General features: G+C 40.3%; 24 protein-coding genes. 13 read left to right on the top strand and 11 right to left on the bottom strand.

Annotated elements, in window-relative coordinates:
* The first annotated feature begins 144 nt into the window (after window positions 1-144).
* From mbcS to NST59_RS13480, 4 genes are all read left to right on the top strand, one after another.
* Window positions 145-1,725 (top strand): acyl-CoA synthetase MbcS, encoded by a 1,581-nt coding sequence (mbcS, locus tag NST59_RS13495; protein ID WP_059374794.1) that lies wholly within the window; start codon window positions 145-147, stop codon window positions 1,723-1,725.
* A gap of 132 nt (window positions 1,726-1,857) precedes the next feature.
* Window positions 1,858-2,472: a LysE/ArgO family amino acid transporter gene (locus tag NST59_RS13490; RefSeq protein WP_047203758.1), complete on the top strand. Its 615-nt coding sequence runs from the start codon at window positions 1,858-1,860 to the stop codon at window positions 2,470-2,472.
* Between the two features lie 240 nt (window positions 2,473-2,712).
* Window positions 2,713-3,465, top strand: coding sequence for a hypothetical protein (locus tag NST59_RS13485; RefSeq protein WP_039180634.1), 753 nt, complete (start codon window positions 2,713-2,715; stop codon window positions 3,463-3,465).
* Between the two features lie 17 nt (window positions 3,466-3,482).
* On the top strand, window positions 3,483-3,659 hold the full coding sequence (locus NST59_RS13480) for a hypothetical protein (protein ID WP_180272423.1): 177 nt from the start codon (window positions 3,483-3,485) through the stop codon (window positions 3,657-3,659).
* Window positions 3,660-3,711: 52 nt separating this feature from the next.
* On the opposite strand, the gene NST59_RS13475 is transcribed toward NST59_RS13480, so the two are convergent.
* Window positions 3,712-4,143: a MarR family winged helix-turn-helix transcriptional regulator gene (locus NST59_RS13475; protein ID WP_059374791.1), complete on the bottom strand. Its 432-nt coding sequence runs from the start codon at window positions 4,141-4,143 to the stop codon at window positions 3,712-3,714.
* A 116-nt stretch (window positions 4,144-4,259) separates the two neighbouring features.
* On the opposite strand from NST59_RS13475, the gene NST59_RS13470 reads away from it, so the two are divergent.
* Entirely contained in the window at window positions 4,260-4,847 is a 588-nt protein-coding gene (locus tag NST59_RS13470) for an NAD(P)H-dependent oxidoreductase (RefSeq protein ID WP_058838272.1), read from the top strand.
* 103 nt (window positions 4,848-4,950) lie between these two features.
* Window positions 4,951-6,303 carry an amidohydrolase family protein gene (locus tag NST59_RS13465; RefSeq protein ID WP_341040746.1) on the top strand — a complete coding sequence of 451 codons (1,353 nt, stop codon included), beginning with the start codon at window positions 4,951-4,953 and terminating at the stop codon, window positions 6,301-6,303.
* A gap of 38 nt (window positions 6,304-6,341) precedes the next feature.
* On the opposite strand, the gene NST59_RS13460 is transcribed toward NST59_RS13465, so the two are convergent.
* Together NST59_RS13460 and NST59_RS13455 are read right to left on the bottom strand one after the other, a co-directional pair.
* Window positions 6,342-8,279: an ABC transporter permease gene (locus NST59_RS13460; RefSeq protein WP_341040745.1), complete on the bottom strand. Its 1,938-nt coding sequence runs from the start codon at window positions 8,277-8,279 to the stop codon at window positions 6,342-6,344.
* Window positions 8,269-9,030, bottom strand: a complete 762-nt coding sequence (locus tag NST59_RS13455) for an ABC transporter ATP-binding protein (RefSeq protein ID WP_024426158.1) — start codon at window positions 9,028-9,030, stop codon at window positions 8,269-8,271. The genes NST59_RS13460 and NST59_RS13455 overlap by 11 nt, the downstream gene beginning before the upstream one ends.
* Before the next feature lie 327 nt (window positions 9,031-9,357).
* Here NST59_RS13455 and NST59_RS13450 point away from each other — a divergent pair, with 327 nt between their 5' ends.
* Together NST59_RS13450 and NST59_RS13445 are read left to right on the top strand one after the other, a co-directional pair.
* On the top strand, window positions 9,358-9,702 hold the full coding sequence (locus NST59_RS13450) for a PadR family transcriptional regulator (RefSeq protein WP_073978742.1): 345 nt from the start codon (window positions 9,358-9,360) through the stop codon (window positions 9,700-9,702).
* Window positions 9,693-10,946: an FtsW/RodA/SpoVE family cell cycle protein gene (locus NST59_RS13445; RefSeq protein ID WP_144464237.1), complete on the top strand. Its 1,254-nt coding sequence runs from the start codon at window positions 9,693-9,695 to the stop codon at window positions 10,944-10,946. The genes NST59_RS13450 and NST59_RS13445 overlap by 10 nt, the downstream gene beginning before the upstream one ends.
* Window positions 10,947-11,007: 61 nt before the next feature.
* Here NST59_RS13445 and NST59_RS13440 read toward each other — a convergent pair whose 3' ends face one another.
* From NST59_RS13440 to NST59_RS13405, 8 genes are all read right to left on the bottom strand, one after another.
* Window positions 11,008-12,012, bottom strand: a complete 1,005-nt coding sequence (locus NST59_RS13440) for a sensor histidine kinase (RefSeq protein WP_185847107.1) — start codon at window positions 12,010-12,012, stop codon at window positions 11,008-11,010.
* Window positions 12,012-12,701 carry a response regulator transcription factor gene (locus NST59_RS13435; RefSeq protein WP_144464234.1) on the bottom strand — a complete coding sequence of 230 codons (690 nt, stop codon included), beginning with the start codon at window positions 12,699-12,701 and terminating at the stop codon, window positions 12,012-12,014. Before NST59_RS13435 ends, NST59_RS13440 begins: the two co-directional genes overlap by 1 nt.
* 109 nt (window positions 12,702-12,810) lie before the next feature.
* Window positions 12,811-13,731, bottom strand: coding sequence for an iron-hydroxamate ABC transporter substrate-binding protein (locus NST59_RS13430; RefSeq protein WP_144491319.1), 921 nt, complete (start codon window positions 13,729-13,731; stop codon window positions 12,811-12,813).
* A gap of 199 nt (window positions 13,732-13,930) precedes the next feature.
* Complete coding sequence (locus NST59_RS13425) at window positions 13,931-14,530, bottom strand: response regulator transcription factor (RefSeq protein WP_144491320.1); 600 nt, start codon at window positions 14,528-14,530, stop codon at window positions 13,931-13,933.
* Window positions 14,527-15,663 carry a sensor histidine kinase gene (locus NST59_RS13420; RefSeq protein WP_144464232.1) on the bottom strand — a complete coding sequence of 379 codons (1,137 nt, stop codon included), beginning with the start codon at window positions 15,661-15,663 and terminating at the stop codon, window positions 14,527-14,529. Before NST59_RS13420 ends, NST59_RS13425 begins: the two co-directional genes overlap by 4 nt.
* A gap of 110 nt (window positions 15,664-15,773) precedes the next feature.
* Window positions 15,774-16,829: a fatty acid desaturase gene (locus NST59_RS13415; RefSeq protein ID WP_144491321.1), complete on the bottom strand. Its 1,056-nt coding sequence runs from the start codon at window positions 16,827-16,829 to the stop codon at window positions 15,774-15,776.
* 189 nt (window positions 16,830-17,018) lie between these two features.
* A complete protein-coding gene (locus NST59_RS13410; RefSeq protein ID WP_144490406.1) occupies window positions 17,019-18,461 on the bottom strand; it encodes a DEAD/DEAH box helicase in 1,443 nt (480 codons plus the stop codon).
* A gap of 118 nt (window positions 18,462-18,579) precedes the next feature.
* The gene (locus NST59_RS13405) at window positions 18,580-19,383 is read right to left on the bottom strand and encodes an NAD kinase (RefSeq protein WP_024424814.1); all 804 of its coding nucleotides are present in this window, start codon (window positions 19,381-19,383) and stop codon (window positions 18,580-18,582) included.
* Between the two features lie 445 nt (window positions 19,384-19,828).
* Here NST59_RS13405 and sppA point away from each other — a divergent pair, with 445 nt between their 5' ends.
* From sppA to tpx, 5 genes are all read left to right on the top strand, one after another.
* Entirely contained in the window at window positions 19,829-20,830 is a 1,002-nt protein-coding gene (gene sppA / locus NST59_RS13400) for a signal peptide peptidase SppA (RefSeq protein ID WP_059374781.1), read from the top strand.
* 14 nt (window positions 20,831-20,844) lie between these two features.
* On the top strand, window positions 20,845-21,369 hold the full coding sequence (locus NST59_RS13395; RefSeq protein WP_041086612.1) for an RDD family protein: 525 nt from the start codon (window positions 20,845-20,847) through the stop codon (window positions 21,367-21,369).
* Window positions 21,370-21,468: 99 nt separating this feature from the next.
* A complete protein-coding gene (locus NST59_RS13390; RefSeq protein ID WP_144491322.1) occupies window positions 21,469-22,176 on the top strand; it encodes a DUF2953 domain-containing protein in 708 nt (235 codons plus the stop codon).
* 14 nt (window positions 22,177-22,190) lie between these two features.
* The gene (gene ytfJ, locus NST59_RS13385) at window positions 22,191-22,643 is read left to right on the top strand and encodes a GerW family sporulation protein (RefSeq protein ID WP_024424811.1); all 453 of its coding nucleotides are present in this window, start codon (window positions 22,191-22,193) and stop codon (window positions 22,641-22,643) included.
* 112 nt (window positions 22,644-22,755) lie between these two features.
* The gene (gene tpx, locus NST59_RS13380; protein ID WP_024424810.1) at window positions 22,756-23,256 is read left to right on the top strand and encodes a thiol peroxidase; all 501 of its coding nucleotides are present in this window, start codon (window positions 22,756-22,758) and stop codon (window positions 23,254-23,256) included.
* The last annotated feature ends 46 nt before the right edge of the window (window positions 23,257-23,302 follow it).

Genomic DNA, 23,302 nt, shown 5'->3' with positions numbered 1-23,302 from the left:
TTTAAAAAAGAAGACGGATTTAAAAAATTATGGCATAATACTAGGAGTAGGTCCTAATTCAAGCATTTTTCAGTTATGAGTGTTAGAATAGGTAAATTGAAACATGTTTCGTTTCATAAGAAAGAGGCTAAAAGGAGCTGTACCATGAAAAGAGAAGACTTAATTGCACCAGAACAATATAACTTAGTCAGTGAGATTGAAGCGTTCAGTCATGACAAGGAGAAAATGGCCCTGCACTGGCAGGACGGTAATGGGCACGAAGCGCATGTAACATATGCAGCATTAGTAGAAGAGGCAAATAAAATTGGACATGTTTTATTAAATGCAGGCTTCAAAAAAGGCGATAAAATCATTGTGATGGTGCCGCGCATGCTCGAGGCATACAGCATTTATTTAGCGATTTTGAAAACAGGAATGGTCGTGATTCCTTGTTCTGAAATGCTGCGTGCGAAAGATTTAGATTACCGAATTGAACACGCAGAAGCAAAGGGAGCGATCGTTTACTCTTCATTCATTCAATCGTTCGACGGAACTAAAAAGCCGAACGATTTTAAAACATTCTCAATCGGTGAAAACGATCATGGCTGGACAAACATTCTAGCGCAAAAGGAAGAGCAATCAAACGAACTTGAATTGGCAGATACAAAACGCACAGACATGGCGTTTTTATCCTATACATCAGGTACAACAGGGAACCCAAAAGGGGTTGTTCATACACACGGATGGGCGTATGCACATTTACGCACAGCTGCCAAAGCATGGCTCTCCATTAATGAAGGAGATAAAGTATGGGCGACAGCAGGACCAGGCTGGCAAAAATGGGTGTGGAGCCCCCTCTTATCTGTGTTAGGAAGTGGAGCAGAAGGCTTTGTGTATGGAGGGAAATTCAATCCAAATACATACTTAGAGCTGCTTCAAAAAAATGAAATCAATGTCTTATGCTGTACACCGACAGAATATCGCTTTATGGCAAAAGTAGATGATTTGAGTCAGTACGCGCTGCCGAAGCTGCATAGTGCTGTTTCTGCGGGAGAGCCATTGAACCGTGAAGTCATTGATACATTCAAAAAGCATTTCGATATAGAAGTACGAGACGGCTATGGCCAAACTGAAAGCACACTGCTTGTAGGGGTGCTAAAAGGAATGGATATCAAGCCAGGAAGTATGGGAAAACCAACCCCTGGCAACGAAGTAGATATCATTGATGAGGATGGAAACGTCTGCGCACCTGGAGAAATTGGTGACATTGCGGTCCATCTCGAAACACCGGCTCTATTTAAGGAATATTACAAAGATGAAGAGCGTACAAAGGCGCAGCGCCGAGGAAATTACTTCATTACGGGTGACCGCGCGAAAAAAGACGAAGATGGGTACTTCTGGTTTGAAAGCCGCAGAGATGACATCATTGTCAGCTCAGGCTATACGATTGGACCGTTTGAAGTAGAAGATGCGCTGATCAAGCATTCAGCAGTGAAGGAATGTGCAGTTGTGGCGAGCCCAGATGAAATCAGAGGATCAATCGTGAAAGCATACGTCGTCCTTCGTGATGGAGTGGCGCAAAGTGATGAACTGATCAAAGAGTTGCAAACACATGTGAAAAACACAACAGCACCATACAAATACCCAAGAGAAATCGAATTCATTGACGAACTGCCAAAAACACCGTCAGCGAAAATTCGCCGTGTAGAGCTGAGAGAAAGAGAGCTTGCACGAAAAAGTAAATAATGAAAAAATGAGAAGCGTTTGGATGGAAGCATCCAGCGCTTTTTTTGTACGGAAAATGAAATTTGTTGAAAGCAGGCAAGGTGCTTTATGTTAAAATATGTAGGAATTTCTGAAAAAGGAGAATGTTAGTAGATGTCGATTGCGATCATTCATGGAATTGTACTTGCCTTTGGTCTCATTTTACCTTTGGGCGCACAAAATGTATTTGTATTTCAACAAGGAGCGCTGCAGCCTCGATTATATCGAGCAATGCCTGTCGTCATCACGGCTGCTCTTTGTGACACACTTTTAATTGCTTTAGCTGTCATAGGTGTTTCTGTTGTGGTGTTTACCATTCCAGTACTGCAAATTGGTCTTTATATCATTGGTTTTTGTTTTTTAGTTTATATGGGATGGTCCGTATGGAACACAAGCTCATCATCAGGTGATCAAGAGAAGCAGAAATTAATGCCTGCAAGAAAACAAATTGTATTTGCTTGTTCCGTTTCTCTTTTAAATCCCCACGCGATTCTCGATACGATTGGTGTCATTGGGACAAATTCGCTGCAATATAGCGGCGCAGAAAAGCTGGCATTCACACTTGCCTGTATCATCGTGTCCTGGTTATGGTTTATTGGTCTCGCCCTTTTAGGGAAGATGTTAGGGAAGTTAGATACAAACGGCATATGGATGAACCGTATCAATAAAGCTTCCGCGGTCATGATCTGGCTGGTTGCGTTATACATTGCGTATCAATTGATTGTGTAAAGGTACATAGAGAATAAAACAAAGAAGCGTTTGGACGTAATGATCCAGCGCTTTTTTGTGTATCGATAAGGCTTTTCAGCCAGTGTCATCATGATTCAGGGAGGAAGATCAGATTCAATTGCCTAGAGGAAATGATAAAGAATAGGTTATATGCTACATTATCACTAGTGGATTTTATTGGTAAAATTTTTTCCTTAAAAGGTTATGATTTTTATTAACTTTACTAAAGGAGTCTGTATGATGAAGATAAGAAAAATGTTTTGTATGTTTTTGTTCATATCACTTTTATTCGGACAATATCCTGTAGGTAACGCTGTTACCATAAAAGAGGACGAGCCTTTTGAAAAGATACAAAATGATAAAACAGCAGAAAAACTCATAAAAAAAGCAAAAAAAAGCTCTCAATTTTTACAGGCAAAAGAATTAGCCCAAAAGAAAGGTTATCTATTAAATGGAGAAAGTGCGGCGGTTCATATACACGCTGCTAAAACAGATGTTGTTTATTTTTATCTGAAAAAGAAGAAGTCAGATAATCAGCTGCTTAACAATGTTTCCTTCATTTCAGTTTCACTGAGTCAAATAAAAGCTCACTATATTCAACTTGCAGAATACGATGGGAAAGGGAATTTGCACTCATATTTTTTTCAAAATGGAAAATTGAAAAATAAGTTTCATATCAACCAAAAAGGGGAGTTTTTAAAAGGATCTTTTACCTATGGTGAAAATGGTGTAAAGCAAGATATGATGGAATTAAATAGAAAAATTGTTCAAATAGATGATTCGGAAATTCAAACGAGTTTTAATTGGAACAAGTTTTGGGACTGCTTAAAAAAGAAAAGCGGCCCTAATGAATCTCTTCCGTTACGTTCAATGGTTCTAGGAGCGTGTTATTATATTTGTTTTACTGGACCTGCTAGCTGTATTGCATGCGCAGTGATTAATGGAGGTATATCAGCGGGATTGGCCGGTTATTGTGTGAAAAAAGTTTGGTGAATAGGGGGGTTTTTAAAATGGCTCATAAAGAACAGCGTAAAGGAGTAGTTCTTGCTGTTTTAGATACGTTAACATTTGGTATACCAGTATTGCTATGGAATTTATATAAGAATACGAATACAACATTGAAATTAATGATCCCGATCATTCCGATTGTTGGTTTCATAACGTATCTTTTAGCATCCCTTCATTAATAAGATACAAAATCCTTAGCATGAGCGTAGCGCTCATGCTTTTTTCATTGGGTCATTTTTTAAAAATCGTTTGATTTAATAGACGGAGAGCTTGTACGATATCATCCATTTGTTCTATATCTGAGGAAGATAGGCTGTCTATTAGCATCCTTTCGATATGCTGAAAGGCCTCGTTCATACAGGTACGGCCTTTGTCAGAAAGCATAATGATATGCTTTCGTTTGTCAACACGGTCTTCTTCTCTATCAATGAATTGTTTTTCGTGCAGTTTTTTCAGTTCTCTGCTGACATTTGGAAGAGACATATGCTGACAGTCTGCGATGTCACTAGGGGTAAGCGGTTCGCTGACCGCTAGCTGCTCTAAAATTAAATATTGTAAGGCTGTTAATTCTGGTGGTTTGACTTTGCTCATCAGATCATGTTTTAGCTCTGAAAAAGTAGAAGCAAATGCGACGAATTCCTTGAAGAAATGTGGATGTTGCATGATGATCACCTCCTATGTAACATATCAAATTTATTATCAAAAAACAATTATCATTTGACAACTAATCGATTGGGGTATATCCTTTTATTATCAAATGATAACTAAAGGAGAAAAAGATGAATGTACTCATTATTTATACTCACCCTCATCACAATAGTTTAAATGGTGCTTTTTTTAAAGAAATTGTTAGAGGCAGCGAAGAAAATCCAATCGTTCAAGAAGTGAAAATCATCGATTTATATCAAGAAAAATTTGATCCTGTACTTGTTTTTAATGAAGAGAAAAAGAGACGTGATATGCATAAAGATCCTGACATTCGCGAGTATCAGGATAAGATCATGTGGGCGGATAAAATCGTGTTCGTTTATCCCATTTGGTGGGGGCGGCCGCCAGCTATGCTGCTTGGCTTTATTGACCGCATGTTTGCTGCGAATTTCGCTTATCGTCAAACAGGCGGTCTGCTGCCAGAAGGATTATTAAAAGGGAAAAGTGCCGTTTGTGTATCGACAATGCAAGGACCAACCAACTACCCTTTGTTCTTTTTACAAAATGCGCACAAGATGTTAATGAAACGAGCTCTCTTGCAATATGTCGGAATCAAACCTGTGAAGTTCTTTGAGTTTGGGATGATGGAAAGTCCAAAAGGGAAGCATGACATCAAATTAAAACGCACATACAACTATTTCAGAAACATCAGCTCTTAATATATTTTGATAAGCCACTTTTCTTCTAATTTGATCCTGTTCTGTTTTAAAATGACATTGAGGCGGGGTCACTTATCCTCGTCATTTGAAAAGGGGGATATGGATGAAGAAAACATTGTTTAAAGATGCAGCACTCTTAACACTTGATCCATCTTTAGGTTTTCTTGAAAAGGGAGATTTATTAATTGAAGGGAAACACATTTTAGAAGTTGGACCTCCAATTGAAGTAAGTGATGCAGACATTGTTGATGCATCTGATATGGTCATTATGCCAGGTCTTGTAGATACACATCGGCATGTGTGGCAGTCTGTCATCCGGGGCATAGGGACAGATTGGTCTTTGCAGACATATTTAAGCAAAATCTATTATGGCAACTATGGAGCAATGAGACGCCCATCCGACGATCGAATCGCCAATTATTTAGGGGCATTAGAGGCTTTAGATGCAGGTGTGACCACGTTTTTAGATTGGACGATGATCAATTCAATGGATCATACAGAAGAGCTCATTGGAGGATTAAAAGATGCGGGTATACGAGCTGTTTTTGCTTTTGGTTCCTCTGGAGATGCTGAATATTGGGATAGAGAGAGTACGCTCACCAATATGGAGGACGCAGCACGTGTGAAAAAAGCGCATTTTCAATCATCAGATCAGCTTTTAACAATGGGACTTGCGATTCGTGGTCCAGAGTTTTCTTCATGGGAGACGTCGGTATTTGAAATTGAAACAGCCCGGTCTCTAGATGCTCTATGTAGTATGCACATCGGCTTTGGAAATTGGGGAGCGGAGGATCGATCGATTGAGCGGCTTCACAAAGCAGGGCTGCTCGGACCTGATTTGAACATGGTGCATATTAACGCAATCGATGCGGATCAAATGAAGATGCTGGCAGACAGCGGAAGCTCCATCTCCATTACCCCTGAAATTGAAATGATGATGGGTCACGGTTATCCTGTCACAGGACTTGCGATTGAACAAGGTGTTCTTCCAACGCTCGGTGTAGACGTAGTTACAGCGACAGGTGGAGATTTGTTTGCTCAAATGAAATTCGGGCTTCAGGCAGAGCGCGCGATCCAAAATCAATCGTTGTTAATGGATGGGATCATGCCGGGACCTGAACTTGGGCTGTCAGCTCATCAAATGCTTGAGGCTGCGACGATCAATGGCGCTCGTGCATTACAGCTTGATCATAAAATTGGGTCGCTTACACCTGGGAAAGAAGCGGATTTTATTTTGATCGATCGGACAAGCATGAATCTTCTTCCGATGACAGATCCGGCTGGAGCGGTTGTCCAAACGGCACATCCTTCAAATGTTGATTCTGTTTATGTTGCTGGAAAAGCAGTGAAACAAAACGGAAAGCTAGTCGGTGTGAACCTAGAAGAGGTCAAACGAAAAGCTTATGAGGCAAGAGACCATATTTTATCACACAAGTTTGAATCAACACCTTCATAAATAAAATAACCCCATAGGCGTTGCCTATGGGGAATTGATTACAAGGAATCCTTAATGACCTTTTTATAATATTGGACAGATAGGAATCCGAAGATAGAATAGAGGACAGTGTAAATCGACATAACGATGAGCATTGGAGTCCACAATTCTCCGCCGAATAAAAACCAGCCTGATTGTACAGCAAAGTAGCTGTGCAGCAATCCGACGATGAGCGGAATCCCAAAGTTAAACAGCTGTTTAAGCCGGATGCCTTTTAATAGGTCCTTCTCAGTAAAACCAAGCTTACGCAAGATCGTATAGGAGCTTTGTTCCTCTTCACTTTCATTCATTTGTTTAAAGTATAAAATACAGCCAGATGTGACAAGGAAGCTAAGGCCTAAAAACCCGACCACAAACATCATCAGTCCTATTGTTTGTTTTTGCTGCTGAGCTGAAGCTAATTGAGACATGCTGTTGTCACTTAGTTTTAAAGATGTAAACACGCTATTTGCTTGTTCAAGATTTTTATCATCTTTTATATTGACTGAGATATATTGGCTATTTTCAAGCTGTAGCTTTGGATCTTTTTGTTGATCGAGCTGCTCAAAAACATCTTGACTCACGACGGCAACAGGTAGACCGCCAAAAGTGAAGTTGTAAGAAATGAGATAATCTTTCTTCATATCTATGACTTTCAAATCAAGCGGTTTCTTAATGAGAAGCTTCACATCGCCTGAGCTTTGAATCGGCATGAATTTCTTTAATAGATCACTGTAGCCGCTTAAAATAACTTCGTTGTTCTCCACATGAAAATTTGGTGCATTTTTTTCACTGATCACAGGCAGTGTCAATACGCCTGGATCATTCTTCATATTTTTCACCTCTGAATCCACTATTTTTTTCGCATCAAATTTCGCTTGAATCACTTTGAACTGCTTTTGATCATAAGCAATATGTTTGTCAGAAAGTGCACGAGTGAAGGTTGCTGCTTCTTTTTCTGAGCCCATGGCGAAATGAGCTGGAATTATCTGCTCAGCGGTTTTTTCTGCTGAGTAATAGGAAATGTAGCTAAGAGCCAGCAAACCGATGGCAAGTGCAGATACGGTTGTAATAATCGTTAAAAGCAGTGCATTTGATTTTAGCCGGAACATAATGGATGACAGAGATAATACTTCATGAATGGCGAGATAGCCATTTTTTCTTTTACGTACGATATTGGCAATGAAAGAAACAGAGCCTTTGTAAAAAAGAAAGGTACCGATGATAACAGAGGCTAGAATATAAATCATGGCTAAAAGTAACTCAATCATGGACGTATATGAGCCTGTAAAAAGCTTAGAAGAAATATAATAGCCTGAGCTGATCAAGACAATACCGAAAACTCCAATGATGATTTCAACCACAGAGATCTTTTTCACACGCTGTTCTGTCGAAGACGTTGTTCTAAACAAAGATAAAATCGTTTGTTTATTAATAAAACGTCTATTTCTCAGCATAATCAATCCATAGATAATAAAAAAGACAATGAGTGTTTGCAGAAGGGCCATGCCTGAAAAATGCAGATTGGCGATGGCATTAACACCAGTCACTTTAAATAACACCATCAGCATCAGTTTTGAACCGATAAAGCCTGCAATGATGCCGATAGTCATGGCTGTCACGTATAGAATAAAGTTCTCTGCATTGAGCAGTCTGGAAATTTTTTGTTTCGTCATACCAATGAGCTGCAGGAGACCTATTTCTTTTCCTCTGCGCTTAATAAAAATGCTATTCGCATATAGCAGGAAAATACCGACGATGGCTATAAGCAGAACCGAAGCGGCTTTAATCGAAGCACCGCCTTTAATGGAGCCTTTTACATCATCAAGTGCTGGTGAGTATTGCAAGGTGACAAAGGAAAAATAGAGCGCCACACTAAACACGAGAGCAAACACATATAAATAGTAATTCTTCAAATTTTTCTTCAGGTTACGAAAGATGAGCTGATTAATGTTCATGCTTCACACCGCCTAAGACACCTTGCGTTTTCATAATATCCTCGAAAAACATTTTTCTTTCTAAAGCGCCTTTATTCAACTGTGTATAAATCTGTCCATCCTTGATAAAAATGACGCGGCTTGAATAGCTGGCTGCGACAGGATCATGTGTCACCATCACAATGGTCGCTTTTCGTTTGCGATTGAAATCTTGCAGTTTGTTGAGCAGGTCAGATGCCGATTTGGAATCAAGTGCCCCTGTAGGTTCATCAGCGAAAATAAGACTTGGTTCATGAATGAAGGCACGAACCGCCGATGTCCGCTGCTTTTGTCCGCCAGAGAGTTCGTTCGGGTATTTGTCTCTTAGTTCATAAATCCCCATGTCTTCTGCAAGCTGTTGAAAACGTTCAAAAGCTTCTTTTTTTGGCGTTTTGGAGATGGACAAAGGCAAAAGGATGTTTTCTTTGACCGTGAGTGTATCAAGTAAGTTATAATCCTGAAAAACAAAGCCAAGCTGCTTTTTTCTAAATTCAGCAAGCTGCTGGTCCTTCATTTGTGTCATCTCAGCATCTGCAATACGAATTGATCCACTGGACACATGATCGATAGAGGACAATACGTTCAGAAGGGTTGTTTTCCCCGAGCCTGATGGCCCCATAATACTGACAAATTCCCCGGCTTCAATGGTCAAATCAATACCACTCAGCACCTCTTGTTTGTTGAATTTATTTCCATAGCTTTTATAAATTTTGCGAGCTTCTAAAATGTTCATTTGCTGAACCCCTTTTTCTTTTAATTGATATCTCTAGTATAAAAAGAAGCCTGTCAGACGTCCTGCGATTTGGCGAACAAAACAGACGAGCATGTGACATTGTTGTCACATGCTTGTTTTTTAAACAAATTGTATGTAAATCAGTTTCTTATTAGGGTGAGTTTTCTTTCCCCATTTATTTTATCTGTTTTTCACTCTTATGTATCAATCTTCTCTGATTTTTCATGTCAGGGTGGTGTTTTGAAGCTTTACATGGCCATTTTATTCATGTATGATATGCATATTAAATAAATGCATAGTAAATCTATGTATTGGAGGTAACTAAGAATGAAAGTGAGTAAAGAGCTTCTAAAGGGAAGTACAGCTACCCTTATTTTAAGCTTATTAAATGAAAGACCGATGTATGGATATGAAATGATTAAAGAATTAGAGACGAAATCGGAAGGGATTTTCAGCTTTAAAGAAGGAACAATCTATCCTATTTTGCACAATTTGGAGGGGAAAGAATTCATTGTCTCTTATTGGGGCGAAGGGAATGGCAATCGGAAAAGAAAGTATTACAAAATAAATGAACAAGGGAAAGCATTGATACAGGAAAAGAAAGAAGAATGGAACGTATTCAAACAAGCAGTTGATGGCGTTTTGAACGGAGAGAAAATCGCATGGGATTAGATAAAAAGTTCGAGAAATATGTCAAAAGTGTATGTAAACGAATTAAAAATAAAGATGTTCATTCGAGTGTAAAGCTTGAGCTGATGGATCATCTATACACGCTAAAAGAGGAAGCAATGAATGCTGGGATGTCTGAAGAAGAGGCGGTAGAGCAAGCGTTGGACCAAATTGGTGATGCGGAAATTCTCGGAACGCAGCTTCACGAAACACATAAAGTCCAAATCGATTTTAAGATGATTCTTCTAGTGCTAGCCACTTGTTCTTGCGGGCTGCTTGTGATGTACTTTTTACAGTTTCATTCAGATTTTACAAATCTTCAAAACATGAACATTTTTTATAAAAGCCTTGCCTTTTATCTGGTAGGTTTAGTGCTTATGTTTGGTTTGTTTTCCTTCGATTATCGGCGCTTATTGAAATACTCTTGGCATTTATACATTGGGACACTCGGAATGCTGATTTTTTCGATGATGTTCGGGTCAAGAGTGAACGGTATTCTTTTTTTAAGAATACGTGATGTATCAATAAATTTGACTGAGATTATGCCTTTTCTTCTAGCTATTTCTTTAGCAGGTATCTTTCACAATTGGAATTGGGAGAATGCGTACAGAGCTTGGCTTGGAGTAGGGATGATGGCTTTACCGATTATTTTAATCAGTACGATTGGTTTTCTTCCTGCGACCGTTATCTGTCTGGTCATGTGCTTAACCGTGATGTATGTGTCTAGCGCAAATTATAAGCAAATCATTCTGCTGACGGCAACAGGCGTGTTATATCTAATGTTTGAAGTGTTTTCTCTTTTTCAAGCAGATAGACACCGTTCCTTTTTCAAAGTTCATGAATTCAGCTCAAACGGGCTTCAGATCACACCTTATGCCATGTCTGAGGTTCACACGGATTGGATGTTTACATATATCATTTATTCATTTGGCTGGTTGGCAGGGCTCATTGCGCTCCTGTTGTTTGTCATCTTTATTCACAGAGTATTTCGTACAGCAAAACGAGTGAAAATGGCTTATGGCAAAATGGTCATGACAGGTTTAGCGGCTGTGTTTGCAGCAAAATATCTGTTAAGCATTTTCACAAACTTTGGCTTGCTGCCATTACCTGGAGTGTCTATACCTTTCATGAGCTATGGAGGTTCACATATTCTCCTAGAAATGATGGCTGTTGGGCTGATCTTAAGTATTTATAGACGGAGACAGATGGGAAATGTTTTTCGCAAAGAAGCGGGAAGTATTTCCTAAGTAAGCCACCTCAATCTCTTCGCGCAAGTTTTGACAGCCGCGAAGAGATTGCGATTGCTTTTTACATGCTCGCAATATGAACAAAATCATTCTTTTTCGGAAAGGTGAAGGTGAAGGTTGTACCTTGATCTATCGTGGAGCTGACCTCGATCGTGATATGAAGAGCGTCTGCTCCTTTTTTCGTTAAATAGAGCCCCATTCCTGTTGAGGCGGTGTCATTGTGATGTCTTGTCGAGGTAAAGCCTTTTTCAAAAATACGAGAGATGTCTCTTGAATCAATTCCTCTGCCTTGATCTGTGATCGTCAGCATGACTTGGTCATTAATTTGCTTGCTTTCAATGACAATATCGGATGAATGGCTGTATTTGACTGCATTTGTGAGTACCTGTCTGATCATAAAGGATAACCATTTTATATCACTTAATACGGTCCGTTCCCCCAGCGCCAGCTCAAAGCCGATTCCTTTTTGCATGCACCATGATTGGAGCGCTTTGATTTCCTTTGCGATGATGCTTTGCAGGTCCAGCTTTTCAATGAATAAATCATTTTCGATATGACGTACTCTGCTTTGGTGCAGCTGGGCATCAAGTAATAAATGTATTCTGAGCCACTCGTATGTCATATTGGATTTCAGCTGCTGATCTGTTAAGCGGTCAATCATTAAGCGCATCGCTGTAAGGGGGGTTTTGACCTCATGTATCCAAGAGAGCAATTCATCTTTTTCTTCTTCAAGAGCGATTTTCTGCTCTGCTGCCATTCGCCGGTAGCGTGCAATTTGCTCTGACGTCGCATCATGGATGAGCTGTTCAAATGGGGAAGAGGGGGTTAGCCGCATTTGATGTCCAATGTCATCATCCCATTCTTTCAACCTCTCATAATAAGCCGTTTCTTTTCGGTATCGAAAAAAGAGAAAGACAATCATGAGAAACGTAGATAATAGCACAATATAGAAAAGAGAAGCGATGGGAATGGTCGTATCCAAATAAGCAACAAATAGAATGAGGAGCTGCAAACTAAGAAAGAAAAGAATCCAGCTTCTTCGTTCTTTTAGAAATGCCTGCAGCATCATTGATCATCCTTTTCTTTTGCAAGATAGCCTTGACCCACTTTTGTCTCAATGAAGGCGCCAAGGGAGATCTCGTCTAGTTTTTTTCTGAGCCGGTTGACGTTTACAGTCAGTGTATTGTCACTGACAAACCGTTCATCCTCCCACAATGCTTGAATGAGTGATTCCCGGCTGACGATATGATTTTTATGCTGAATCAATTCCTTGAGAATAAATAACTCATTTTTTGTTAATTCAACCTCACCGTGATCATTTGTAACGGTGTTTTTTTCTAGGTCAATGGCAGCGCCGCACCACACCTTTAGGCTGGCCGGCTCTGCATTATAATCATGCACGCGGCGAAGAACAGCATTAATTTTGGCAATGAGCACGTCAAAGTGGAAGGGCTTTTGCACAAAATCATCGGCTCCGAGCTGCATCGACATGACCATATCAGCAGGGTGGTCTCTTGAGGAGAGGAAAATAATTGGAACATTTGAATGATGGCGAATCATCCGGCACCAGTGAAAGCCATCGTATTTTGGCAGCTGTATATCAATAATGACGAGATCAGGGTGGACAGATGTGAATTCCTGCAGCACGTGATGAAAATCTTGAATCCCATAAACATCATAGGACCAGTTGACTAGACGTTCTTTGATTTCTTGGAAGAGGGTTGTATCATCTTCAATTAGTAAAATCTTAAACAAAATCAGCACCACACTTTTTGTATTCGCTTGTTGTCATTGTAGCGGAAAAAGGACCATGCCGCTAGAAGTAGACAAGAAAAAAGCAAGGGAAGAGATCCCTTGCTTCAGCTTATTTACCTAAAAAGTGCTTTTTAAAGAATGAGAGTTGGTATTCAAGTGTGATCGGGTCATTAAAATAGAATTCTTCTGCATTGGCCTCATACACACGATGTTTTTTGACAGCTGGGATGGACTTGTAAATTTTACTGTTTTGATAGGAATTGTCCATTTCGCTGTTTTTACTAATGATCATATAATCTCCAGCAAATTCAGGAATGACCTCCTGTGAAACTGCATAGTAGCCGGCTTTTAATGCTTTTTCTTTCACTTTCTCAGGCATTTTCAGTTTCATTTCCTGGTAGAGGATTTCTGTTCCGCGGCCCCATGCATCTCCAAAGACGTAGAGCTCTTTTGTGCCACTTTCAAAGACAGAAACTGTTGCATCTTTACCGATTTTTGCTTTAATTTCTTTTCCAGCTTCATCTGCACGTTTTTTGAAATCTTTTACCCAAGCTTTGGCTTCTTTTTCTTTGTTTAATACTTTTCCAATTTCAATGTGCTGCTGAAGGTAATCGACTTTGTTATACGTAAACAAAACGGTTGGTGCGATTTTTTTGAGTTTTTCTACATTTTTAGTATTGCTTAAGCCAATGATGACATCAGGCTTTAGCTTCATAATTTTCTCTACATTGGCATCCGATACTTCTTCCACATTTTTTAATTCCTTTTGGAAGCGCGGATTCTTTTTTGACCAAGAGTCAACGCCAACGATGTTCACACCAAGTGACATGACACTACCTGCGTAAGAACCTAGAACAACAACACGTTTTGGATGCGCTGGCAGCTTCACAGGGCCATTTTCAGATTGATATGTAATTTTGTCTGATGATGTTGATTGATTTCCTTTATTTGAGGAAGAGCTGTTGCTATTGCCACATGCGCTCAATGCAAGTACAAAGATGAGCATCAGAGGGAACAATATTTTCTTCATGAATGTAGACTCCTTTGAAATCGGCACATAGCCGTATATTTGGTTGAATTAGTGATAATGATAATTATTATCACTCGGATATCATATCATAGGACTGTGGGCTGTTGTCAATGACATTTTGATAGCTGGTGATAAAAAATAAAGAAGAGATTTTTTATCAAAAAAAAGATCAAGGCAGCGTGTGTCCTGATCTTTTTTCTTATTTAAACCAGCCTTTTTCTTTTGAGCGGGTAATGGCCTCGATGCGGTTCTTCACTTCTAACTTATCTAAAATAATGGAAATGTAGTTCCGGACAGTGCCACTTTTAATGCTGAGTTCTTTTGCAATTTCTTTTGTGTTTTTACCGTCTGCGACGAGTTCAAGGACCGATTTCTCTCGCTCCGTTAAAGGATTTTCATCACTATATAAGTCTTCCATCAATTCAGGGGCATACACCTTTTTCCCTTTCATCACACTGCGAATCGCACTTGCCAGCTCCTCGCTTGGACTGTCTTTCAGCATATAGCCGCTGACGCCAGCTTTTAACGCTCTTTGGAAATAACCAGAGCGGGCAAAGGTCGTCAAAATGATGATTTTCACATCTGATCCTTTGAGCTCTTCCGCTGCATCAAGTCCAGATTTTCCCGGCATTTCAATATCCATTAAGCAAATATCAACAGGGTGTTTTTTGGCAAAATCGATGGCATCTTGACCATTCGTCCCTTTCCCAACCACCGTCATATCGTCTTCTAAATCGAGAAGTGAACCGAGTGCACCAAGCAGCATTTGCTGATCTTCTGCGATAAAGATGTTGATCATTTCATCCCCTCCTTTTCTTTTGCAGCTGAATCATTTGGAATGATCATAATGAGCTTTGTCCCATCCTTTGTCTCAATACGCAGGCGGCCATTTGCAAATTCCAATCTTTCTCTTATTCCTAAAAGGCCGTGACCCTTCGATTGAGTGGGCGGATAGTCGCCTTTAAATGTTCCATCGTCCTCAACGGTGATGATCGCTTCCTTTGATTTTTGGTGAATGGTGATTTTACAAACCGTCGCGTCACTATGTTTGACGACATTCGTCACCGCCTCTTTGATGCACATGCTCACAATGTTTTCGTTCAGAAGTGAGATATGTTTCGGTGCTTCCTTTTCATCATAGACCAATTCAATTCCGGCTGCTTCGAGAATTTGCTCGATGTTCGACATTTCATCTTTAATTCGAATGCCTTTCATAGAGGAAACAATCTTTCGCACCTCATTGAGAGACGTTCTGGCAGTCTGCTGGACGCTTTTGAGTTCGGCACGAGCCTGTTCAGGGTCTTTATACACGAGTTTACGGGCAAGATCACTTTTTAAACCGATCAAAGAAAGCTTTTGTCCAAGGGTGTCATGCAGGTCGCGAGCAATGCGCTGCCTTTCTTCAAGTTTCACAAGATCAGCAATCCGTTCATTGGCATATTCTAATTTCTCCTCAAGCCGTTCACGTTCCTTCCTGCTTCGAATGCTAAGTGGAAGAAGAATGGCACTAATCAGGGTAATGACGACAAAAGGAATTTGTGTGAGAAACCAGCCCTTTTTTAAGATCAAACTAAAGTTCACTGCCACGGCGGCGCTCGCCAGATGGATATAGTACAAGATATAAAAGGGGACTTTTCGTTTGATATGTCCGTTAAAATAGGCGATGCAAAAAGCGAAATAAATATAGCTGTAGAGCATCACATAACCAGTTGAAATACCGATCAATAAAAGACCGAAGACATATAAAGACCAGCCTTTTGCGACAAAGGCAAAACGATACACAGCGAAAAAGACGACGTTCAAAATAATGCCGATCACAATGCCTAAAGTCGAAGGTGTCTTAAAGATAAAATAGAAAGGCAGGATGAAAAAAATGGCCCATATATAAGGGGAAATCCCATGCAATTTTTGAATCTTAAACTGTTTTTTCATCCGTGTGCCACCTTTTTCATTCTTTTTCCTTACTTTATCAAATTCAACATGCGGCTGCATCCTGTAAATGATAACAAGCTCCTTCTAGTGTAAGAAAGAGCTTGAACCAATTATGCATTTTTCTTCAGAATGTCTCCTTTGATAACAGGGACGTTCATCTTCTTAGATTGCCTTGCCTCTTTGAAGGTAACAAATGCTTTCGTTTCTTCATCCCACAATCTAAATTTCATGGATTCAATACTTGTTTTCAATGTAATAGTTGGGACATTTTGCAACGGTTCACTTTGCTCATGAGCATGCTCTAAATGATAATTCGGTACTCTTGGGCTTAAATGATGAACATGATGGTAACCGATATTACCTGTTAACCATTGAAGAAGCTTTGGCAATTTGTAAAAAGAACTGCCTTCTACAGCTGCCTGCACATAGTTCCAATGTTCATCTGCTTCAAAGTAAGAGTCCTCAAACGTATGCTGTACATAAAACAACCATACACCGATAGATCCTGAGATTAGGAAGATCGGACCTTGAACAAGCAGGAATTCCTGCCAGCCAAAAAGAAGACATGTTACGGCTGCTAACGCAATGATGCTCACGTTTGTGAAATACGTGTTCCAACGCTCTTTTTTACGAGCATTTTTGACGTTGAAACGGTTTTTTAAGAGAAAGACAAAGATCGGTCCTAAAATAAACATCACAAACGGGTTACGATAAAATCTGTAGCGAAATTTCGTCCATGCTGATGCTTCTTGATATTCTTTGACTGTTAGGAGCCAAATGTCGCCAGTACCTCGTTTGTCTAAATTACTGCTTGTGGCATGGTGAATTGAATGATCTCGTTGCCATTGAAGATAAGGGAAAAGGGTGAGTACGCCCGTTAAAAAACCGAACAGGTGATTTAGCGGCTTCTGTTTAAAAAAGGATTGGTGGCAGCAGTCGTGAAAAATAATAAAGACACGTACTAAAAACCCAGCTGCAATAACCGCAAAGAAGAGGGTTAAAAGGTAGGAGATATTCAGGCTATAATAGGCAAGAAACCAAAGCCCTAAAAATGGAATGAATGTATTAAAGAGTTGAATGATACTTTTTTTCGAATCAGCACCAGAGAATTGACCCACTTGTTTTCTTAAAGTGGCTTGCTGCTTTGTGTTTGTTGAAGTCGTCATGAACGTTCAAGTCCTTTCCGTTTCTTTCTACTTCAAAGTATAGAAGGGAAGGTGTCATGCTCATAGTAGCACCCATCATGTATTCAATATGACATTTGTCATGTTTGTCATCAAAAAGGCTAATGGGATCAACGTTTGTGCGCTTATTACATCATCAATAAAAAAATAAAGGCGCTGGGCCTTTACTTTTTATGAACGTGCTTCATGTACTTTTAACTGCTTGCCTTTAATGGTTGTGTGACGCATGGCATTCAGCACAAGAGGGCCTTTGCCGTTTAAAATATCTACATATGTTTTCGTGTCTTGAATCGTAATAATCCCAATGTCATCGAATGCAACGCCTTCTATTTTGGCAATAGTCCCAACAAAATCAACAGCTCGCAGCTTCTTTTTCTTTCCACCGTTAAAATAAAGCTTCATAATATCCTTCTCAACGCCTGCCTGTTTATTTTCCTTTTGAATAGGCGTTTCAATTTTCTCTTCAAATCTTTCTACATGCTTTTCTGCTTCTTCCTTCGTTGGATAAGGCTGAGTTTGAAAATCTATGCCGGCATCCTGCTTTAATTCATCAATAAGCGGCTTAGCATTCTTTGTCATAAACGCAATCGTTTTTCCGCTTTTTCCCGCTCTGCCTGTTCTACCAGTTCGGTGAATATAGCGCTCTTTTTCATAAGGAAGATCATAATGAATGACATGTGTCATATCACTGACATCAATTCCCCGGGCTGCTATATCTGTTGCGATCAGATAACGGAATTCACCTTTTTTAAATTCATCCATCACATCAAAGCGGTCTTCCTGTCTCATGCCGCCGTGAATTTTGTCACAGGGCACATCCCATTCATCCAGCTTCATCGTGAGTTCATTCACCCGTTCCTGTGTATTACAGAAAATAATGCAGCTATCTGGATTTTCAATGACGATCGTCCGCTGAAGAAGGGAGAATTTCGATTCCTCTTCTGTTTCAATTACGGTATGGGTGATTTGCTGTACAGACGTTTCTTCACGTGCGATCTCAATGATTTTCGGTGATTGTAAAAATTGTTCGCTCAATTTCTTCATATCTTCAGACATTGTCGCTGAAAATAGCATCGACATGCGCTTTGGCGGCAGATACTGAATAATAGAAGAAACCTGATCGATAAATCCCATGTTCAGCATTTCATCCGCTTCATCTAACACGAAAAATTTGAGATTTTCTAAAGAAAGGGTGCCTTTCTCAAGGTGATCCAAAATGCGGCCTGGTGTCCCGCACACAATATGATTTTTCTGTGAAAGCTCTACTTTCTGCGCTTGAAAAGAGGCTTTTCCAAAAATGGCTGCGGCTTTGATTCGTTTGAATCGTCCAAGGCTTGTGAGGTCTTGTTTGACCTGCATGGCGAGTTCTCGTGTCGGAACAAGGATAAGGGCTTGAGGCTTATTTTCAGCCCAATCAACCATTTCACAAATCGGCAGACCATATGCAGCAGTCTTGCCGCTGCCAGTCTGAGATTTGACAATTAAATCCTGCTTTGAAAAAGCAACAGATAATGTCTCGTGCTGAACGGGTGTAGGTGTATGGAAGTGAAGCGCTTCTAACGCTTGTTTCAATTCATCACTTAGTGGATATTGATCAAAATGTTGTAATGTCATCGTGTTCTCCTTTTAGTACATTCATACTTGTGACATCATACCATAACCATGACCGTGAATGAAAAGACATAAAAAAAAGCCCCATAAAGGAGCTTTAAACCCTCAATAATCTGAAAGATTAAAGGAATCTGCGTTTTACTTTTTCCCAGTAAGAGTTGTCTTTTAATTTCACCGTTTTAATCACTTTTCCTGAAAGGCCAATGTCAATTTGTTTGACGTGCTTTGTGCCGAGCGCTTCGTTATCAAGCCCGATAATTGGATGATCGTTTCCATCCTGCACCACCTTCAGCGTCAGCTTACGGTCACTGCTTAAGATGAAAGGAGCACCTAATGTACGATACGAGTTGTTATTCAGCGATGCAAGCTCTGTGACTTGCATACATGGAAGCATCGGATCAACCACTGCGCCGCTCACGGATTTATTGTAAGCCGTTGAGCCAGTCGGAGTGGAAATAATCATGCCGTCGCCTCTAAAAGTTTCAAAGTGGAAATCATCTATATACACATCGATCACAAATGTTTTAATAATGCTGGAGCGGATCGACAGTTCATTTAAGCAATGGAACTGATTTGTACTGTCAACGCTTACATCGATGATCGGATATTTTCTCACTTCAAGCTGTTCAGTGTTCATGGCATCAATCATTTTATCAAAATGCTCTAACGAAAAATCACAGTATAGGTGCGTATTCTCTGATTTTGATACCCCTACATACAAGCAGTCATCCCGGAAGTTCGTTTTGCGGACTGCTTGAAGAAATGTGCCATCCCCACCAATTGAAGCAATAATATGGGCATCCTCTGCACGCTTGACGACGTGAAAGCCTTGATCGGTAGCGAGCTTCTCGAGAGAAGAAATGTGTCCATCCAATTCATGATCTTTTTTGTAAAAGAAAAATACATTGCGTCGATTGTCTGTCATTGACGTTCTCCCCTTTGCTGTCAAAAATAATTTCCAATGATAAAGGGCTTACATGAAAACCCTTGCTCACATTTTACACTTTTTTCATATGAAAGTAAAAACATTAGAGAGAACATCTAATGATCAGATTTGCATGATGAGAAATGAGTCGATGTGAGTGATTCAAAATGGCTGGATCCTGAGCATAATTGAATAGCCGTTTTCTCATGAAAGAATGGTTTAGGTGTTTCGTTGCGGTGAAGATCTAGCCTATTAGGTGCAGAGAGAGGATAAAAAAGCCAATTTTTCGTCATGCGCTTGTCTACGTAGACGATGTAAAGTTGATCGTTATTTAAGAGAGGTGCTATCATATGCCTACATGAAATGTAAAAAAACCACAATTCCTGTGAAACATTTCATGTGGGCATTCGTATGAATGAAGTGAGATCAAAAGGAGGAGAAAAAGATGAATGCGAAAAGATGGGTAGCGCTAATTATTGCACTTGGTGTTTTCGGATTTTCAATTGTAATCAGTGTCACGATGGCCTTGTTCGATAGCTTCAATGACAATAAAATGAGCTATCAATTCGGGGATGAAATAGAAGAGAAGGTACTAGAGAATGGCAGCGGTGCAGGCAAGATTGCTGTTCTTGAGATTAATGGAACGATTCAAGATAATGGAGGTGCCTCGAGCCTATTAGGCGGAGAAGGGTATGATCATCGTGCATTCCTCAAGGAACTAGATAAAGCGAAAGAGGATGCTTCGGTAAAAGGCGTACTGCTGCGCGTTAACTCTCCTGGCGGCGGTGTCTATGAAAGTGCTGAAATACATAAAAAATTAGAAGAAGTGAAAAAAGCAAAGAAGCCGATTTACGTATCTATGGGCTCAATGGCAGCTTCTGGCGGCTACTACGTGTCAACTCCAGCGAAGAAAATCTTTGCTTCACCTGAAACATTAACAGGATCGCTAGGTGTTATTATGCAAAGCTTGAATTATTCAAAGCTGGCAGATAATTTGGGCATTAAATATGAAACGATTAAGAGCGGGAAGTTCAAAGACATCATGTCTCCTAACCGTGATATGACAAAAGATGAGCGCAACATCATGCAAAGCATGGTCGATAACTCTTACGAAGGATTTGTCAAAGTGATCTCTGAAGGACGAGGCATGTCAAAAAAGGAAGTCAAGAAAATTGCTGACGGCCGAGTATATGACGGGACACAGGCAAAATCGAACGGATTAGTCGATGAGCTTGGGTATTATGAAGATGCATTAAAAGCGATGAAGAAAAATGAAAAAGGCTTAAAAGGAGCAACAGTGGTCAGCTATTCTCAAAGCTTTGGCTGGAACTCTCTCTTCAACATGAGTGCAAGCAAGCTCTTTAAAAGCGAAATTGATTTTCTGAATTTAAAAGAAACACTGGCTGGCTCAAATGGGTCTAAACCGATGTATCTCTATTCAAAATAAAGGAGGGATCATAGATGGATTCTACATTCGATGAAGTAAGCGAAAGCCGCAGCCAAGAGGAAGAATCGAAGCCGGCCTTTGTGAAGCGCGCTTCAATTGAAGCACAGGCGTTTGCAGGTTTTTGGATTAGATTTTGGGCGTTTATTCTTGATTGGCTCGTCGTCTGGGGTGTCAACCATTTGACGGTTTCTCCAATCTTTAGTCTGTTTGGCTGGTCCAAAGGAGGGGGATGGTTTTCTCCATTTTCCGTCACAACGACGATTGTATTCCTCCTTTATTTCGCCATCATGACGAAAATCTTTCAACAAACACTTGGCAAAATGGTGTTTGGGATTAAAGTGGTCTCACTTCAGCCTGAGAAGAAGCTGGCATGGGATGTTATTTTCTTTAGAGAGATTGTGGGACGCTACATTAATACGATCTTTGTTCTCTATGCAATCGTTGGGTTCTCGCCGAAAAAGCAAGGGGTTCATGATTACTTTGCTGATACGGTGGTCGTCCATGAACATTTATATGAAAAAACAGAATCAAACGTATAATCAGAGGAGTTTGGCCGCGTACCGGTCAAACTCTTTTTTTGTTGATTGGGTATAAAATCCAGAATGAGAGCCATAATCGTAGGGGAAGCATCATTTGTTATGGAGGAAGTGAGCACAGTGCTTTACGTTTGGATCGCAGCGTTGTTGTTTCTTGTGATCTTGTTGATTTTCATGAAAGTAACCATTTCGCTGGACTATTCGCATACAAACGACAATGACCATATTGCACTGAAGGTCATCACCTTATATGGATTGGTCAGACTCAAAAAAGAGATTCCGATGGTGAGGGTCAATCCAGAAGACCAAACGATTGATATTCGTGAAAAGAAAATGGAAAGCGCCAAAACCCCTGATCACGAAAAAGAATCGATGCATAAAAAAGTAGGAAAACGTGATATGAAGCAAATCCTTCATCAAATGGAACGCATCACAAAAGAGATTGTCGATTTAAACCGGATCATGCGCAAGTTCTTCATTCACATAAGGGTTGTCTCATTTCACTGGTCGACATGGATCGGCTTTCATGACGCCGCTTTAACAGGTGTAGCAGCTGGCGGTGTGTGGTCAGTTAAAGGAGCGCTGCTTGCCTTTATGCAGGAGCATCTCAACTTTAAACATAAACCAGTATATGAAGTCATTCCGGCCTTTCAGCACAACGTATCGCAGACTCAGTTTACATGTATAGCTTATTTTCGTCTTGGACATGCTATGCTTGCAGCCATTCGTTTACTTGTTCATTGGTTAAAAGGGAGAAAGGCGAGAAAAAGTGCCTCTCTTCAAGCAACGAAGAATGAATCATCTGTTTAAGGAGGAACCCGAAAATGGCAGATCATCCAATCCAAGGTCTCATGAAGACAGCGATGGAAAACTTAAAAGAAATGATAGATGTGAATACAATCATCGGCGATCCAGTCGAAACCCCTGACGGCAGTGTCATTCTCACTGTGTCAAAGGTTGGTTTTGGATTTGCAGCCGGCGGCAGTGAATTTAACGGGAACCAAAAGAAGGAAAAGCGTTCTGATGATCAAGAACGAAAAGAACCGAGACTCCCATTTGGCGGCGGAAGCGGCGGCGGGGTGTCGATTACACCAATTGCCTTCTTAATTGTAGGAACAAACGGAGTTCGAATGCTTCATTTGGATGAACACACACATCTGCTCGATAAAATATTGGATTCTGCTCCTCAAGCAATTGAACGTCTTCAGCACATGTTTAAGAAGGATGAGCGGGAGCACCGTCATAAAGAACGAAAACTAGATGACATAGACCTTTAAAAAGTTAGCTGCGCTGCAGTTAACTTTTTTTTCAAAATGGACGATTAGGCTTTGCAGTTTTTTGCTTTCTCTACTATGATAGAACCATACATTTGAAAAGGGAGGAATTGTTTTGGCATCGATCACATTTAAAGGAAGTCCTGTCACGCTTGTAGGTAATGAAGTAAAAGTAGGCGAGCAGGCTCCTGATTTTACGGTTTTAACGAACTCACTTGGAGAAGTTTCACTTTCTGATTTAGCAGGAAAAGTGACGATCATCTCAGTGATTCCTTCTATTGATACAGGTGTGTGTGACGCACAAACAAGACGTTTCAATGAAGAGGCAGCCGGTTTAGGTCCGGTCAATATTTATACGATTAGTGCAGACCTTCCATTTGCACAAGCACGCTGGTGCGGAGCAAACGGAATTGAAAATGTCGAAACATTATCTGATCACAGAGATATGTCATTTGGTGAAGCATTCGGAGTGTATATGAAAGAATTGCGTTTATTGGCGCGCGCAGTCTTTGTATTAGACCCTAACGGAAAAGTGGTTTACACTGAATACGTAAGTGAAGCAACGAATCACCCAAATTATGAAAAAGCCATTGAAGCTGCAAAATCACTGTTATAAAAGCAGCATCGACAAGAGCTCCGGCTTCAACCTGGGGCTCTTTTCA

This window comes from Bacillus sp. FSL R5-0439, from assembly GCF_038008805.1.
In the GTDB taxonomy this organism is placed as follows: Bacteria; Bacillota; Bacilli; order Bacillales; family Bacillaceae; genus Bacillus; species Bacillus safensis.
This window is presented reverse-complemented; position numbering and strand designations above follow the sequence as displayed.

Excerpts from the sequence above, each read along its gene's own strand:
- mbcS (WP_059374794.1), top strand. The coding sequence starts at position 145 with ATGAAAAGAGAAGACTTAATTGCACCAGAACAATATAACTTAGTCAGT.
- NST59_RS13490 (WP_047203758.1), top strand. The coding sequence starts at position 1,858 with ATGTCGATTGCGATCATTCATGGAATTGTACTTGCCTTTGGTCTCATT.
- NST59_RS13485 (WP_039180634.1), top strand. The coding sequence starts at position 2,713 with ATGAAGATAAGAAAAATGTTTTGTATGTTTTTGTTCATATCACTTTTA.
- NST59_RS13480 (WP_180272423.1), top strand. The coding sequence starts at position 3,483 with ATGGCTCATAAAGAACAGCGTAAAGGAGTAGTTCTTGCTGTTTTAGAT.
- NST59_RS13475 (WP_059374791.1), bottom strand. The coding sequence starts at position 4,143 with ATGCAACATCCACATTTCTTCAAGGAATTCGTCGCATTTGCTTCTACT.
- NST59_RS13470 (WP_058838272.1), top strand. The coding sequence starts at position 4,260 with ATGAATGTACTCATTATTTATACTCACCCTCATCACAATAGTTTAAAT.
- NST59_RS13465 (WP_341040746.1), top strand. The coding sequence starts at position 4,951 with ATGAAGAAAACATTGTTTAAAGATGCAGCACTCTTAACACTTGATCCA.
- NST59_RS13460 (WP_341040745.1), bottom strand. The coding sequence starts at position 8,279 with ATGAACATTAATCAGCTCATCTTTCGTAACCTGAAGAAAAATTTGAAG.
- NST59_RS13455 (WP_024426158.1), bottom strand. The coding sequence starts at position 9,030 with ATGAACATTTTAGAAGCTCGCAAAATTTATAAAAGCTATGGAAATAAA.
- NST59_RS13450 (WP_073978742.1), top strand. The coding sequence starts at position 9,358 with ATGAAAGTGAGTAAAGAGCTTCTAAAGGGAAGTACAGCTACCCTTATT.
- NST59_RS13445 (WP_144464237.1), top strand. The coding sequence starts at position 9,693 with ATGGGATTAGATAAAAAGTTCGAGAAATATGTCAAAAGTGTATGTAAA.
- NST59_RS13440 (WP_185847107.1), bottom strand. The coding sequence starts at position 12,012 with ATGCTGCAGGCATTTCTAAAAGAACGAAGAAGCTGGATTCTTTTCTTT.
- NST59_RS13430 (WP_144491319.1), bottom strand. The coding sequence starts at position 13,731 with ATGAAGAAAATATTGTTCCCTCTGATGCTCATCTTTGTACTTGCATTG.
- NST59_RS13425 (WP_144491320.1), bottom strand. The coding sequence starts at position 14,530 with ATGATCAACATCTTTATCGCAGAAGATCAGCAAATGCTGCTTGGTGCA.
- NST59_RS13420 (WP_144464232.1), bottom strand. The coding sequence starts at position 15,663 with ATGAAAAAACAGTTTAAGATTCAAAAATTGCATGGGATTTCCCCTTAT.
- NST59_RS13415 (WP_144491321.1), bottom strand. The coding sequence starts at position 16,829 with ATGACGACTTCAACAAACACAAAGCAGCAAGCCACTTTAAGAAAACAA.
- NST59_RS13410 (WP_144490406.1), bottom strand. The coding sequence starts at position 18,461 with ATGACATTACAACATTTTGATCAATATCCACTAAGTGATGAATTGAAA.
- NST59_RS13405 (WP_024424814.1), bottom strand. The coding sequence starts at position 19,383 with ATGACAGACAATCGACGCAATGTATTTTTCTTTTACAAAAAAGATCAT.
- sppA (WP_059374781.1), top strand. The coding sequence starts at position 19,829 with ATGAATGCGAAAAGATGGGTAGCGCTAATTATTGCACTTGGTGTTTTC.
- NST59_RS13395 (WP_041086612.1), top strand. The coding sequence starts at position 20,845 with ATGGATTCTACATTCGATGAAGTAAGCGAAAGCCGCAGCCAAGAGGAA.
- NST59_RS13390 (WP_144491322.1), top strand. The coding sequence starts at position 21,469 with ATGGAGGAAGTGAGCACAGTGCTTTACGTTTGGATCGCAGCGTTGTTG.
- ytfJ (WP_024424811.1), top strand. The coding sequence starts at position 22,191 with ATGGCAGATCATCCAATCCAAGGTCTCATGAAGACAGCGATGGAAAAC.